At 68.3% G+C, this 13911-nt stretch carries 14 protein-coding genes; 6 read left to right on the plus strand and 8 right to left on the minus strand.

The features are described 5' to 3' along the window. Positions 1 to 434 precede the first annotated feature (434 nt). The 8 genes from ABD768_RS14365 to ABD768_RS14400 form a co-directional block, all read right to left on the minus strand. Entirely contained in the window at positions 435 to 1802 is a 1368-nt protein-coding gene (locus tag ABD768_RS14365) for an alkaline phosphatase family protein (RefSeq protein WP_344840916.1), read from the minus strand. After that, a complete protein-coding gene (eboE, locus tag ABD768_RS14370) occupies positions 1799 to 2947 on the minus strand; it encodes a metabolite traffic protein EboE (protein ID WP_344840918.1) in 1149 nt (382 codons plus the stop codon). Before eboE ends, ABD768_RS14365 begins: the two co-directional genes overlap by 4 nt. Next, the gene (locus tag ABD768_RS14375) at positions 2944 to 3795 is read right to left on the minus strand and encodes a TatD family hydrolase (protein ID WP_343976958.1); all 852 of its coding nucleotides are present in this window, start codon (positions 3793 to 3795) and stop codon (positions 2944 to 2946) included. The genes eboE and ABD768_RS14375 overlap by 4 nt, the downstream gene beginning before the upstream one ends. Before the next feature lie 9 nt (positions 3796 to 3804). Next, positions 3805 to 4218 (minus strand): EboA domain-containing protein, encoded by a 414-nt coding sequence (locus tag ABD768_RS14380; RefSeq protein ID WP_344840920.1) that lies wholly within the window; start codon positions 4216 to 4218, stop codon positions 3805 to 3807. A gap of 233 nt (positions 4219 to 4451) precedes the next feature. Next, positions 4452 to 5276, minus strand: a complete 825-nt coding sequence (locus ABD768_RS14385) for a sugar phosphate isomerase/epimerase family protein (protein ID WP_344840921.1) — start codon at positions 5274 to 5276, stop codon at positions 4452 to 4454. Then, a complete protein-coding gene (locus tag ABD768_RS14390; RefSeq protein WP_344840923.1) occupies positions 5273 to 6253 on the minus strand; it encodes an SCO3242 family prenyltransferase in 981 nt (326 codons plus the stop codon). The genes ABD768_RS14385 and ABD768_RS14390 overlap by 4 nt, the downstream gene beginning before the upstream one ends. After that, on the minus strand, positions 6247 to 7410 hold the full coding sequence (locus ABD768_RS14395; RefSeq protein WP_344840925.1) for an inositol-3-phosphate synthase: 1164 nt from the start codon (positions 7408 to 7410) through the stop codon (positions 6247 to 6249). Before ABD768_RS14395 ends, ABD768_RS14390 begins: the two co-directional genes overlap by 7 nt. A gap of 140 nt (positions 7411 to 7550) precedes the next feature. Beyond that, positions 7551 to 8870, minus strand: coding sequence for a YibE/F family protein (locus ABD768_RS14400; protein ID WP_343976943.1), 1320 nt, complete (start codon positions 8868 to 8870; stop codon positions 7551 to 7553). A 52-nt stretch (positions 8871 to 8922) separates the two neighbouring features. Here ABD768_RS14400 and ABD768_RS14405 point away from each other — a divergent pair, with 52 nt between their 5' ends. From ABD768_RS14405 to ABD768_RS14430, 6 genes are all read left to right on the plus strand, one after another. Next, complete coding sequence (locus ABD768_RS14405; RefSeq protein WP_344840928.1) at positions 8923 to 9891, plus strand: metal ABC transporter substrate-binding protein; 969 nt, start codon at positions 8923 to 8925, stop codon at positions 9889 to 9891. Next, a complete protein-coding gene (locus ABD768_RS14410) occupies positions 9888 to 10643 on the plus strand; it encodes a metal ABC transporter ATP-binding protein (protein ID WP_343976938.1) in 756 nt (251 codons plus the stop codon). Before ABD768_RS14405 ends, ABD768_RS14410 begins: the two co-directional genes overlap by 4 nt. Then, positions 10640 to 11644 (plus strand): metal ABC transporter permease, encoded by a 1005-nt coding sequence (locus tag ABD768_RS14415; protein WP_344840930.1) that lies wholly within the window; start codon positions 10640 to 10642, stop codon positions 11642 to 11644. The genes ABD768_RS14410 and ABD768_RS14415 overlap by 4 nt, the downstream gene beginning before the upstream one ends. 69 nt (positions 11645 to 11713) lie before the next feature. After that, complete coding sequence (locus tag ABD768_RS14420; RefSeq protein ID WP_343976932.1) at positions 11714 to 12109, plus strand: Fur family transcriptional regulator; 396 nt, start codon at positions 11714 to 11716, stop codon at positions 12107 to 12109. Between the two features lie 46 nt (positions 12110 to 12155). Further along, positions 12156 to 12644 (plus strand): MerR family transcriptional regulator, encoded by a 489-nt coding sequence (locus tag ABD768_RS14425; RefSeq protein WP_344840932.1) that lies wholly within the window; start codon positions 12156 to 12158, stop codon positions 12642 to 12644. A gap of 75 nt (positions 12645 to 12719) precedes the next feature. After that, entirely contained in the window at positions 12720 to 13700 is a 981-nt protein-coding gene (locus ABD768_RS14430) for an aldo/keto reductase (RefSeq protein WP_344840934.1), read from the plus strand. Positions 13701 to 13911: the final 211 nt, after the last annotated feature.

Below are 13911 nucleotides of genomic sequence, written 5' to 3' on the forward strand. Positions count from 1 at the left end.
ACCGTGGTCGAGCCGCGTAACGGCGCCGGGGTTGAGCCGCGAAACGGGTCTGTCGAGCCACGCAACGGGACCGGCCGCGCTCGTTCCCGGCCGTACTCGTTCCCGGTTGTGCTCGTTCCCGGCCGCGCTCGTCTCCGGCCGCGCTCGTCCTCGGCCGCAATACGGGGGCGCCGGGCGTTGGTGGTGACCCTGTCCATCGTTGCCGTACTTCCGAGCGGCTCCGGGACAGCTGCGTCCTTCCCTGGTCGTGGTGGTGGGTGTCAAGGGTCGAACTTGTTCGATCCCGAAGGGACGCGAAGCGCCCTTGATACCCACCACCACGACTAGCACACTCAAGCAGCCCGGCACCGCGATCCACAGCCCCCCGAACCGGGCGACAGCGATCACCGGCCGCCCGGCGACGCGATCCACAGTCCCCTGCCAGGTGGTCGACGTCAGGCGAGGGCGCTTGCCTTGAGGATCAGGTCTCGGACGGCGGTTGCCTCAATTTTGCCCTCTGGCGCCAGCGTCGGGTCGGTGCTGAGGAAGACCGGGCCGTCTTCCGGCGAGGCTGGTAAGCGGCCGTGGGAGCCCTTCACGATCGACGGATCCAGCGGGACGACCTGCATTGCGTAGCGCAGGCCGACCTTCTTGCGCAACAAGTACGACGCCGCGCGAGGCTTCACGAATCGGTCGGACGGGTCGAAGAACAGCTCGGCGGGGTCGTAGCCGGGCTTGCGGTGGATCTCGACGCCCTTGGCGAAGTCCGGGGCCCGGGCGTCGTCGAGCCAGTAGTAGTAGGTGAACCAGGAGTCCGGCTCGGCTACCGCGACGAGTTCGCCGGCTCGCTCGTGGTCGAGACCCTGCGCGCGCTTGCCCTCGGCATCCAGTACTTCCGCCACGCCCGGCAACCCTTGAAGCAACTTGCCGACGGCATCGATGTCGGCCGGGTCCTTCACATACACGTGTGCCAGTTGGTGATCGGCGACCGCGAAGGCCCGCGAGGCCCACGGGTCGAGATACTCCATCCCATCCTGCGTGTACACCTCCAGCAGCCCCTCGCTCCGCAGCAACCGGTTGATGTCGACCGGCCGCGAGACATCAGTGATCCCGTACTCCGACAGTACGATCACCGTCGCGCCCTTCGCCTCCGCATCGTCGAGCAGCGGCGCAAGAACAGCATCCAGCGCGATCGCCGCCCGAGTCGCCTCCACCGACGAAGCGCCGTACCGCTGCAGGTCGTAGTCGAGATGCGGAATGTACGTGAGCAGCAGATCCGGATTGTCCTCCGCAAGGATCTGCCGGGACGCCGCGACGATCCACTTGCTCGACTTGATCGATGCCGTCGGCCCCCAATACTGGAAGAGCGGAAACGCCCCCAGCTTGCCGGTCAGCCGATCATGCAACTCGACCGGCCGCGTGTAGCAGTCCGGCGCCTTGCGCCCGTCCGCGTAGTAGATCGGCCGCGGCGTGACGAGCAGATCGGTCTCCGCCCCCATCGCGTACCACCAACAGACATTGGCCACCTTGTACGACGGGTTCTGGCGCCGGGCGACGTCCCACACCTTCTCCCCCTGGACGAGCCGGTTGTGCTGCCGCCAGAGGAAGATCTCACCGAGCTCACGGAAGTACCAGCCGTTGCCGACGATCCCGTGTTCCGTCGGCAGCTCGCCGGTGAGGAAGGTGGCTTGAGCCGAACAGGTGACAGCGGGCAGCACCGTGCCCAGCTCGCGATTGAGCGGCAACCGGCGCAGCCTGGGCATCCTGCGCAGCAGCCTCGGAGTCAGTCCGACCACATCGATGACGACGACTTGCTTGCTCACTTGATCTCCTCCAGGCCGAGGCCGACCAGGCGGTCGCGGAGCCAGGCGAGCTCTCCGGCGATGCCCTCGGCGAGTTCCTGCTGGTTTTGGGGTGCGTTCGGAAGTACGGACCAGGTGTAGGTCTCGGACTCCAGGTGGTGGGTCAGCGGATGCGCGCCACCGACGAGGTGCTCGAGGCTCTCGTCGAGTACGTCCGTCGTGCTGGTCAGCGGGGGTCGCGGAGCGGCGTGCACCGGTACGTGGAAGTGCACTCGCCAGGACGCGTGGCCGGACAGCTGGTCGAGCATGTCGAGGTCGTCGATACCGGGGCCGCCGTACTCACGGGTCTGATGCAGGAACTTGGGTTCGGCGAACTCGTTGAGCAGCTCGCGAGCCGTCGGGTCCTCCGGGTCGGGGATGTGCAGAGCGGCCGAGACCTGGCTCTTGACGACTTCGACGCCGGCCCGCTGCAGCGTGCTGAACGCCTCGGCGGGTTGCTCGAACTGCACGGCGAGATGGCAGGTGTCGAGGCAGAGACCGACCAGCGACTGAGCGGCGTACGGGGTGAGCCAGTCGGCAGCTTGCGGGATCATTTCGAGGATGCAGCCGGGTTCGGGTTCGATCGCGACGCGGATGCGGCGGCCGGTGGTCTCATGCGTCTTGGCCAGCCGGAGCTCCAGACGGTTGAAGGCGTCGCGAGCGGCGGCGTCGCGGGTCCGGTCCCACGGCGTACGCCAGGCCAGGGGCAAGGTCGAGATCGATCCGTACGACGCGTCGGCGGGCAGGAGCTCGGCGAGTACTTCGACCAGGTCGAGCGTGTACCGGAGTCGCGCGGGCTCGGTCCAGTCCGGCGAGTAGACCTTCTTGCCGACGACGCGGTCGTGGAACCCGGCGTACGGGAAACCGTTGAGGGTGACGACCTCGAGGTTGTTGCGGTCGAGTGCGCGACGGAGGCGGTTGAGCGCCACCGACGAATTGGCCAGGCGATCGGCGAGCGTGTTGGCGAGCCAGAGGCCGACGCCGAGGACGGGGACGCCGAGCTCCTTGCGGACCAGGGCGGAGCAGCCGTCGAGCTGGGCGATGACGCCTTCGAGGTCCTCGGCGGGGTGGACGTTCGTGCAGTAGGCGAGATGGACGATCGAGCCGTCGGGGTGCCGGAACCTCATGGCCTGGCTCCCCGCAGGATCGAGTTGCCCTCGAAGGAGTCCGCGGCCTGTACGTCTCCCAGGTCGAGCCGCTGGGACTGGCCGTAGAAGGCGACCGGGTTGCGCCAGAGTACCTGGTCGACGTCGTCCTCGGTGAAGCCGGCCGCGAGCATCGCCTGGGCGGTGGCGTAGGTGCGCAGCGGGTCGGACTTGCCCCAGTCGGCGGCCGAGTTGACGAGGATGCGCTCGGTGCCGAACTGCTGCAGGATCGCGACCATGCGATCGGGGTCCATCTTGGTGTCGGGGTAGATGGAGAAGCCCATCCAGCAGCCCGAGTCGGCGACCTCTTTGACGGTCACCTCGTTGAGGTGGTCGACGACGACCCACTCGGGGGCGAGGCCGGACTCCTTGACGACGTCGAGCGTGCGCGTCGTACCGGCTGCCTTGTCGCGATGCGGGGTGTGGACGAGTACCGGCAGCTCGAACTGTTCGGCCAGTTGGAGCTGGTGGCTGAAGACCTCGTCCTCTTCGGGCGTCATCGAGTCGTAGCCGACCTCGCCGACGGCGACGACGCCGTCCTTGGCCAGGTACCGGGGCAGTACTTCGAGTACTTCGCGACAGCGCGGGTCGTTCGCCTCCTTGGGGTTGAGCGCGATCGTGCAGTGATGCTTGATCCCGTACTGCGAAGCGCGGAACGGCTCCCAGCCGATCAGCGCGTCGAAGTAGTCGACGAACGAGCCGACGCTGGTCCGCGGCTGCCCCAGCCAGAACGCAGGCTCCACCAGTGCCTGCACTCCGTGGGCCGCCATCGCGGCGTAGTCGTCGGTCGTCCGCGACGTCATGTGGATGTGCGGATCGAAGATGCGCATAGACACCTCTTAGGGCGGGGTGTTGAGGTACGCCTCCAAGTCGGCCGGGATGGCCCGGCCGGCTGCGCTCCGTTCGGCGGCGAAATCGGTCATCATCCGGATCAGCTCCGGATCCACCCGCTTCGGCAGGCCGTCGACCACGGCCAGCGGGATGTTCGCGAACACACACTTCAGCACCGCGTGCCGGAAGGCGTGCTGGGAAAGGTGCTCGGTCGCATAAGGCCCCAACGCCGCGGCCACCAGCCGCTGATCGTTGGTCCTGAGCGCGTCCTCGACGACTGGCACCGCTTGGTCCTGGAGGCCGTTCGCGATGTCGACGACGGACAGCGCATGAAGAACGGCAAGCTTCTCGGCAGTGTCGCCGTAGCGGTAGACAGCCAGTACTTCGTCCGCGGGCGCGCCGACCAGCAGCAGCGCGCGCACTGCCTGATCAGTAGTCCAGGCCGCACTCAACCGCTCATGGCCAACCTTCCGCGCGGCAGCGGGAAAGGCAGTCGCCAAGGGCCCTTGCCGAGCGGCGGCCAACCACGCCCGAGCGGTTGCAGGCAGCAACAACTCCAACTCGACCGCAGACGTCCCGGCCTCCGACAGCACACCCACGACAGGCCGCCCCGACTGCTCATCGGCAGCGCCCACTGGCGGCACGCCCTCGCCTGTCATCTTTCGGCCTTCCGAAGGAAGGCGATCGAGTCTCTGGCGACGGTGGGGGCGGCGTGGGAGTGGCGTGGGAGTTCTACTGCGACCAGCCCGTCGTACTGGATATCTTTGAGGGCTTGGAGGACGGGTGGGAAGTCGACCTCGCCGGCGCCGAACTCGAGGTGTTCGTGGACGCCTCGGCGCATGTCGTCTATCTGGACGTTGACGAGGTAGGGCGCCGCGGCGGTGATGCAGGCGGGTGGGGACTGCGGTTCGTTGCAGACCAGGTGGCCGATGTCGAGGGTGAGGCCCAGGGTCTCGCTGCCTACCTCGGCCTGGAGTTTGAGGTAGCCGGCCAGGTCGTCGATGAGCATGCCTGGTTCTGGTTCGAGGCCGAGTTGGACGCCGCGGTCGGAGGCGTAGGCGACCAACTGGTTGCAGCTGGCGATGAGGCGTTGCCAGCCGAGTTCGGGTGATACGTCCGGCGGGAGGGTGCCGGACCAGAAGGAGACCGCTTCGGCGCCGAGGTCTGCGGCGACCTCGATGGCGCGTTCGAGGAGAGCGATGCGCCACGCGGCGCCGTTGGTGTGGAGGAGAGTGGGCTCGTGCTTGCGGTAGGGGTCGAGGACGTAGCGGCCGCCGGTCTCGATCACGACGGCTAGGTTGCTGTCGGCAAGCAGTTTGCCGACCTCGGCGGTGCGCTGACGAAGGTCCGGGCCGAACGGGTCGAGGTGGTTGTGGTCGATGGTCAGCGCGACCCCGTCGTACCCAAGCTCCCCGATCACCTTCAACGCATCAGGCAACCGATGATTGGCAAACCCGTTGGTCCCGTAACCGAACCTCATGTCGGCGACACCTTCCTCGCCAGCGCTTTGGCCAACGGAAGGGCGGCCATCAGCCCGGCCCCCACCAACGGCTTCCCTCCCCGAGCACACCAAGCAGCCTGCAACGGCACCAGCCCATGGATGCCGGCTCCGACGGCTTTGCGGAGGTTAGCCGCGCTGGGATCACCTGCAGCGACCAACTGAGCCGACCCAACCGAGCGGGCGAAGAGCCCGGCGAAGACCGCCGCAAGCAACGCGCCGGCTGTGCTCGGCTCAGCGTTGCGCAAGGCGGGGCCAGCCCCCAACCGGGTGGAGCCGGAGCCGGAGCCGGGCCGGGTGGAGGCGGAGCCGGCGCTGAGCCGGGCGGAGGTGGGGCGGGCGGTGGCGGCGGTTATGGCTGTGGTGGTTGCTAGGGCTGCTCGGGCGGAGGTGGGGGTGCTGCCGTGGACTTCGCCTTGCGAGATGTAGGTGGTGGCGAGGATGTGGGTGCCGATGGCGGCGGCTGCGGGCAGGGCGGCTCGGCGGTTGTTGCCGGCGCCGACCAGGACGTCCAGGGAACGGGCTGCTGCCATGACGGCTGGGCCTAGTGAGGTGTTTTTGGCCTTGAGGTCATAGGTCCAGGCGGTTGCGGCTAGGACTGCTGAGGTGCGGAAGGTGTGGCGGTCACCGGCGAAGGCTGAGAGGGCTAAGCCGGCTGCGGTTAGGGATGAGGCTAGGGAGAGCGCAGTACCGGCAGTTACGCGGCCGGAGGGGATGGGGCGTTCTGGGCGCTCTACTGCGTCCAGGTCTCGGTCGGACCAGTCGTTGAGGGCCATACCGGCCCAGTAGATGGCTATGGAGGAGGCGGCGAGGCCGGCTACGCGGGTCGGGCGGAGGTTGCCTGCGGCTACTGCGCCAGCTAGGACGTCGCCGGGGACGGTCAGGGCGGCTGGGGCTCGGACTAGCTCGGCCAGGTCGGCGAGGCGGGAGCGGGAGCGCTTGGTGGTGCGCCTCAGCATGAGCGGGTCCAGCGGAGCAGTTCGTCGTACTGGCGAGCGAGCGCGTGCTCGGTCGACTCGATCGGGTCTTTGAAGTAGAAGCCGAGGAAGGGCATAGCGCCGACGTGGCCGCGGTCGAGGGCGAGGGCTGAGAGGCGGGCCAGGTCTAGTACGAGCGGAGCGGCCAAGGCGGAGTCGCAGCCTTGCCAGGTGAACTGCAGCGTCATCCGTACGCCGAGGAAGCCGGAGAACAGCACGTGGTCCCATGCGGTCTTCCAGTCGCCCATCGGGTCGACGTAGTCGATGTGTACGTCACCGGCGACGTCGCCGAGCATCTCGGCCAGGCCACGCTCCTTGGAGATGCTCTTGGACTCAGCAGCCTTGGGGTCAGCGAGGGTCGCGCCGTCGCCGCCGCCCAGCAGATTCGTACCGGACCAGGCGTGCACGGGAAGGGCGCGAGCCGCGAACATCGGCGCGAGCACGCTCTTCACCAGGGTCTCCCCCGTCTTGGCGTCCTGCCCGCCGTACGGCAGCCCCTTCTCAACCGCCCACTCCCGCACCGCGGCCGGCCGGATCGATGTCGACGGCGTGAAGTCGACGTACGCGGCTCCCGCCTCAAACGCCGCCAACGCCCCGATCGAACTCGCCGGCAACACCTCTGGAGACGCCAGCGCCTCCCGCAACTCAGCCGCAGTAGTCATGGGCACCTCGTACGGCGACTCAGTCGAGGCGACGTTGATCGCAACGACCTGGCTCAGGTCGTTGCGCAGGCGGAACGCCCGGATGTCCTCCGCCATCCGATGAACCAGCGCGAGCTGGCCTCCGGCCAGGTCGCGCTGGTGGGAGGGGGCGGCGGGAGCACACTCAGCAGTGGGTAGGAGCGTGATGTTGCGTTCTGCCTCGGCCAATTCCGCGGTGATCAGGCGGTCCAGGCCGGGTGGGAGGACGCCGCCGGCGATCAGGCGTTCTACCTGCTTCGCCAGTGGGGTTTCTACTACGTCGTGGCCGCCGAAGACGAGGGCGTCGAGGGGGATCAGGTCGGTTCCGGCGAATGCCGGGAGTTCGGTGACCACGCCGGCGGGTGGGATGCCGTGGTGGAGTGCTGCCGCACCGGCGATGGTCGTGGTTGCGACCGATCCTCTTGCTCCGAACAGCCAGACACCAACGCGTCGAGTCATCCGCGGCTCCTCACGAGTCCAGCCACGGACAGTGAACTGGGTCGGCCGGTCCGTGACAGATCGGAACTCTAGATCGCCTCAGGACCGCTTGGGAAGAGCCTGCCGGGGACTTTGTTGGGTCAACCGCCTAATTCCCGGAATTACCCGGATACCGCAGATTCTCCTGCCCCGGCAACGGACTCGGGCACGCCGACGAGGTCGCGCGACCGATCGGCGACAGCCATTGCGGCCAGTGCCGTCGTCAACGGGACGGCAGCGATGATTCCGAGGCTGCCGACCAGACCTCGGACGACTTCCACGGCGACGATCTCGGTGCTGAGGAGGTACCCCGTGGATACCCCGCCGATCGCGAACACCATCAGGATAGGCAGCGCGGCGCCGGCGTACGCGAGCACCAGCGTGTTCACCACCGAGGCGACGTGTGCCCGGCCGATCCGCAGCCCCGCCCCGATCAGCGAGGCCCGGCCGGCCGCCGGGTTGGCCGCCGACAATTCCCAGACAGCACTCGCCTGGGTGACCGTCACGTCATCGAGCACCCCGAGGGAGCCGATCACGATCCCCGCGACCAGCAGACCGGTGAGATCGAGCCCCGGTACGTACGCCTTGACCGCCGACGCTCCTTCACTGGCCAGCCCGGAGAACGCGCTCACCTTGACGAAACCCCAGCCGAGCAAGGCGGTCAGCCCCAGCGACGCGATCGTCCCCGCCAGCGCCACCGACGACTGGGCGTTGATCCCGTGCGTCAGATACAGCGCGATCACCATGATCACCGAGCCGCCGACCACCGCCACCAGCAGTGGATTCGAGCCCTTCAGGATGGCCGGCAGGATGAACTGCGTCAGCGTCAGCGCCGTGATGCCCAGCGCCCCCAGCGCCGCGACTCCCCGCCAGCGCGACAGCGCGATCACCGCGATCGCGAAGATGACCGCCAGCCAGATCAACGGGACCGACCGGTCGTGGTCGACGTACTGGTACCGATCGGCGATCGCCGCGCCCTTCTGGACCCCGAGGATGATCCGGTCGCCGACCTTGATCTCGACGGCAGCGTTCTTGCCCTTGGGGACCTCGACCGGCACCTCCAGCCCCTTGTCCGCGCCCGGCGCGGACCGCAGCTTGACCGTCGCCTCGTCACAGTCGGCGGGAGTCTCGGGACAGGCCTTGAGCGCCGTGACCGTGCCGCTCGCCCCGGTCTGCTCAGCCGCCGCGATCTTCAGATCACCGCCCGGCCAGAGCACGATCATGGCGATCACGGCGGCCGCGATCAGCGGGATCAGCACCCCCGCGACCACTATCCGGACACGTCGGGCCACCACCGCATCCGAGTCGACGACCGACGTGTCGATCACCTCGGAGCCGTGCCCATGACCGTGCCCGTGCCCGTGACCGCGCGGAATTTCGAGCCGGCGCCCGCGGTTCGGCTTGGTGTCGGCGCGCCGCCGTCCTACGGTCCGCTTGGCCATTCGTCAACTCCCTGTTTTGACAACCATCCCCACTTAAATGAAAATGATTGTCATGAGATCTAGTACGCGTGCTGTCGTCGCCGGGCTCGCCGCCCTGGCAGTGGTAACTCTGGCAGGCTGCGGCGACGACGCCGCGGGCGGATCCGACGGCAAGCTCGACGTGGTCGCTTCGTTCTACCCGCTGGAGTTCATCGCCCGCTCGGTGGGGGGCGACGCGGTGAACGTGACCACCCTGACCGCGCCCGGCGTCGAGCCGCACGACCTCGAGCTGACCCCGAAGCAGGTCGGCACGATCGCCGGCGCCAAGCTGGTCGTCTACGAGGGCGGGCTGCAACCGGCCGTCGACGAGGCGGTCTCGCAGAACGCGAAGAGCGCCGGCTTCGACGTCGCGCCCGCCGCCAAGCTCGAGGCCACCGGCGCCGACTTCGAGGAGCACCCCGAGGGCGAGGCGGCCGGTACCCCGAGCAGCACCGTGAAGCCCGCCGCGTACATGTCGGAGGGTCTCGACCCGCACTTCTGGCTCGATCCGGTCCGGTACGAGGCCGTCGTACAGGCCGTGACGGACAAGCTGGTCGCGACCGACCCCGACCACGCGGACGGCTACAAGCAGCGCGCCGCGACCCTGCTCGGCGAGGTCGGCAAGCTCGACACGGAGTACAAGGCCGGCCTGGCCGACTGCAAACTGAAAACTTTCGTGACGAGCCATGAGGCGTTCGCCTACCTGGCGAAGCGGTACGGTCTGACGATGGTCGGCATCGCCGGATTCACCCCCGACGCCGAGCCGACCCCGACGCGGATCAAGGAGGTCCAGGAGATCGTGCAGAAGCAGCAGGTCACCACGATCTTCTACGAGGAGCTCGTCAGCCCGAAGGTGGCCGAGTCGATCGCCCGCGACGTCCACGTCAAGACCGCGGTCCTGAGCCCGATCGAGGGCCTGTCGGACGCGAACTCCCAGGAGACCTACCTCTCGCTGATGCGCGAGAATCTGCAGGAGCTCCGGAAGGCGAACAGCTGCGCGTGACACCTCCATCAACCTCTGATGCCGTCCAGGTCGCCGATCTCTCGGTCGACCTGGGCGGTCGTCTCGTCCTGCGCGGTATCGACCTGCGGATCCGGGCCGGCGAGGTCGTCGCGGTGCTCGGCACCAACGGCTCCGGCAAGTCCACGCTGATCAAGACGGTCGTCGGCCTGCTGCCCGCGGCGCGCGGCGAGGTCCGGCTCTTCGGTACGCCGGTACCGCGCTTCCGCCACTGGAATCGCATCGGCTACGTCCCGCAACGGATCACCGCGGCGGGCGGCGTACCGGCCACTGTCGCCGAGGTGGTGTCGTCCGGGCTGCTCTCCAAGCGGCGGCTGTTCCGCCCGTTGAAGGCGGCTGACCGGGCCGCCATCGACGAAGCGCTGGAGATCGTGGACATGGCCGATCGACGCAAGGACGGCGTCGCCGAGCTGTCCGGCGGCCAGCAGCAGCGGGTGCTGATCGCCCGCGCGCTGGTGTCGGATCCCGACCTGCTGATCCTCGACGAGCCGACCGCCGGCGTCGACCTGGCCAGCCAAGCCATCTTCGCCGACGCGATCCGGGAGCGGGTCGCCCGCGGTACGACGGTGGTGATGGTCAGCCACGACCTCGGCCCGATGGACGCGCTGATCGATCGTTCCATCGTCCTGCGCCGCGGCCGGATCGTGTACGACGGTCCCCCGCACGCCTCGCAGACGCACGCTCATGTCCACCCGCACGGGTCCATCGACGACGAGCCGGGGTGGCTGTCATGACGTTGTTCGAGCTCGAGTTCATGCAGCGGGCGCTGATCGCCGGGCTGCTCACCGGGTTGTCGGCGCCGGCGATCGGCACCTATCTGGTCCAGCGGCGGCTGTCGTTGATGGGCGACGGGATCGGGCACATCGCGATCACCGGTGTGGCGCTGGGGCTCTTGACCGGGACTGCGCCGGTGCTTACCGCAGTACTGGTCGCTATAGCCGGTGCTACTGCGATTGAGCTTGTCCGGGCGCGCGGCAAGGCCAGTGGGGACGTGGCGCTCGCACTGCTGTTCTACGGCGGCATAGCGGGTGGTGTGCTGCTCATAGGCCTGGCAGGGCAGGGCGCTGCGACTCTGAACACCTACTTGTTCGGCTCGCTCACCACCGTCTCCCCCTCCGACCTGTACGTCGTAGTCGGGCTGGCCGTGACGGTACTGATCATCGCGATCGGCCTTGGCCCGCAACTGTTCGCCGTGTGCCAGGACGAGGAGTTTGCTCGCGTCACCGGTCTCCGGGTCCAGTTGCTCAACCTCCTGATCGCCGTGATGGCTGCGGTGACTGTGACCGTCGCCATGCGGACTGTGGGGCTGTTGCTGGTCAGTGCGCTGATGGTCGTGCCGGTTGCTACCGCACAGCAGTTCACGCGGTCCTTCCGCAGTACGTTCATCACCGCCTGTGCGATCGGCGTCGCCGCCTGTCTGGCCGGCATCATCACGTCGTACAACGCCAATGTCGCTCCCGGCGCCACGATCGTCGTACTGGCCCTGGGCGGCTTCGTCGTCGCCGCGATCGCCGGCACCTTGGTACGCCGTCGCCGCGGCGTCCTCGCTCCCCTCGCGGACGAAGAGCCCGAGGGCGGCCTACCCGCCCCGGAGCCGCACGTCGTGAGCACCGCCCACCAGCACGCCCACGACCCGAAATGCGGCCACCCCAAGATCGAGCACGGCGACCACGTCGACTACGTGCACGACGGCCACCTCCATGCAGCACACGGCGACCACTGGGATGAGCACTAAGTTGCTGACTTCTGAGAGAATTGGCGGGTTACCGGCGAAAACCACGGTGACGAGATGACAGGAGGAACGGTGGCCATCGGAACACGCTCGACCCGTCAGCGCGCGGCGGTCGCTTCCGCGCTCGACAATCTCGACGACTTCCGGACGGCCCAGGAGATCCACCAGGAGCTCCGGGGCGCGGGTGAGGCCGTCGGCCTGACCACTGTCTACCGGACCCTCCAGGCCCTCGCCGACTCGCGTGAGGTCGACGTACTGCGGACCGCCGACGGCGAAACGGCGTACCGGCGCTGTTCCAAGGGTCATCACCACCACCTGGTCTGCCGCAACTGCGGCCGCACCGTCGAGGTCGAAGGCCCGGCCGTGGAGCGCTGGGCCGACAAGGTCGCCGCCGAACACGGCTACGCCGACGTCAGCCACACCCTCGAAATCTTCGGCACCTGCTCGGACTGCCAACAGCCGTCCTGAACCCAGGCTTGCGTTAGAGCGCGCTCTAACCCGTAGGTTCGTAATCATGAACACAACGGGTGTCCTCAGCTCCTCCGATCGTCTGCATGCGCTCGCCGAGCACTACGACGCGCCGGAGCCGTCGCCGATGGATCACGAGCTGCTGCAGTTGCTCGAGCTCCCGGCCGGGCTGCCGGACGTCCTGACGATCGCCGAGGCCGCCGCCGCGACCGGGCTCACCGCTCACACCCTCAGGTACTACGAACGCGTCGGCCTGATCGTCGCGGGGCGAGACGAGGCGGGCTATCGGCAGTACGACCGGCAGGCGCTCGCCCGGGTCGTGTTCATCACCCGGCTCCGGCTGTCGGACATGCCGATCAGCACGATCAGCCACTACATGGACCTGGTGCTCCAGGGCGACTCGACCGCCCCGCAACGGCTCGCGCTGATGCAGGAGCACCGGGCCACGATCCAGCGCCGGCTGCGCGAACTGCAGGCGGCCCTCGCGGTCACCGACTACAAGATCGCCACGTACGGCGGCGACTGCACTCCCTAACCCCGCTCTGCCCTTGACCGACGCGCTGAGGCAGCCGTCGGGTGGCGGAGCCATGCCTTCTCACAGGAGAACACCATGATTCTCGGTACCAACGGACCTGACGTCAGCCGGCTCGGACTCGGCTGCATGGGGATGAGCTTCGGCTACGGACCCGGCGACGACACCGAGTCGATCGCCACCGTCCAGCGCGCCCTCGACCTGGGCATCACGTTCCTCGACACAGCGGACATCTACGCCGCCGGCGAGAACGAACAGCTCGTCGGCAAGGCGATCGCCGGCCGGCGGGACGAGGTGGTGCTCGCCAGCAAGTTCGGCATCGTGATGGACCCGGCGACGTACAAGGTGATCCGGCTGGACAGCTCACCCGCGTACGTCAGGTCAGCGCTCGACGCCTCGCTGGGGCGGCTCGGCGTGGACCATCTCGACCTGTACTACCAGCACCGCGCCGATCCGTCGGTACCGATCGAGGAGACGGTCGGTGCGCTGGCGGAGCTGGTGCAGGCGGGCAAGATCAAGCACATCGGGCTGTCCGAGGCGTCGGCCGACACCATCCGGCGGGCACATGCGGTGCACCCGATCGCCGCGGTGCAGTCGGAGTGGTCGCTGTTCAGCCGCGACATCGAGGCCGAGGTGCTGCCGGTCTGTCGCGAACTCGGGATCGGCATCGTCGCGTACAGCCCACTCGGCCGCGGCATGCTCACGGGCAAGATCGCCGGCCAGCAAGACCTCGCGGACAACGACTTCCGCAAGACCCTCCCCCGCTTCGACGCCGAAAACCTCGACGCCAACCTCGCCCTGGTCGAACACATCCGCGCGATCGCCGCCCACCACGACGCAACCCCCGGCCAGGTGGCCCTCGCCTGGCTCCTTGCCCAAGGCAACGACATCGCCCCGATCCCCGGCACCAAACGCCGCACGTACCTGGAGGAGAACGCCGGCGCCCTCGCAGTCGACCTCACCCCCAAGGACGTCGCGTCACTCGCGAAGCTCACTCCAGTCGGCACCCGCTACCCGGACATGGACTGGGTAGCAGGAAACACCGCGACCCGAAGCTGACCCCGCCCCCGCCCCTCCCCGCGGGCGGGGCCGGGGGCGGGACCGGGCTGGGCCGGGGGTGGGCCGGGGCGGAGGGTGCCCGGTCGCCAAGGCGAGCCGGTAGCCGCGCCCAGGCGAGCGGCCCGACCCCCAGCCCATCAATGGGCGCAGACCTCCCGGATCGGCGGCCTACTCCCGCGGGGCCCCGGGGCCCTGAGCGACCGATTGATGG

It is taken from the genome of Kribbella ginsengisoli, assembly GCF_039537185.1.
GTDB lineage: Bacteria > Actinomycetota > Actinomycetes > Propionibacteriales > Kribbellaceae > Kribbella > Kribbella koreensis.

Coding starts and splice junctions, on each gene's coding strand:
- eboE (WP_344840918.1), bottom strand. CDS start 2,947: ATGAGGTTCCGGCACCCCGACGGCTCGATCGTCCATCTCGCCTACTGC.
- ABD768_RS14375 (WP_343976958.1), bottom strand. CDS start 3,795: ATGCGCATCTTCGATCCGCACATCCACATGACGTCGCGGACGACCGAC.
- ABD768_RS14385 (WP_344840921.1), bottom strand. CDS start 5,276: ATGAGGTTCGGTTACGGGACCAACGGGTTTGCCAATCATCGGTTGCCT.
- ABD768_RS14390 (WP_344840923.1), bottom strand. CDS start 6,253: ATGCTGAGGCGCACCACCAAGCGCTCCCGCTCCCGCCTCGCCGACCTG.
- ABD768_RS14395 (WP_344840925.1), bottom strand. CDS start 7,410: ATGACTCGACGCGTTGGTGTCTGGCTGTTCGGAGCAAGAGGATCGGTC.
- ABD768_RS14400 (WP_343976943.1), bottom strand. CDS start 8,870: ATGGCCAAGCGGACCGTAGGACGGCGGCGCGCCGACACCAAGCCGAAC.
- ABD768_RS14405 (WP_344840928.1), top strand. CDS start 8,923: ATGAGATCTAGTACGCGTGCTGTCGTCGCCGGGCTCGCCGCCCTGGCA.
- ABD768_RS14415 (WP_344840930.1), top strand. CDS start 10,640: ATGACGTTGTTCGAGCTCGAGTTCATGCAGCGGGCGCTGATCGCCGGG.
- ABD768_RS14425 (WP_344840932.1), top strand. CDS start 12,156: ATGAACACAACGGGTGTCCTCAGCTCCTCCGATCGTCTGCATGCGCTC.
- ABD768_RS14430 (WP_344840934.1), top strand. CDS start 12,720: ATGATTCTCGGTACCAACGGACCTGACGTCAGCCGGCTCGGACTCGGC.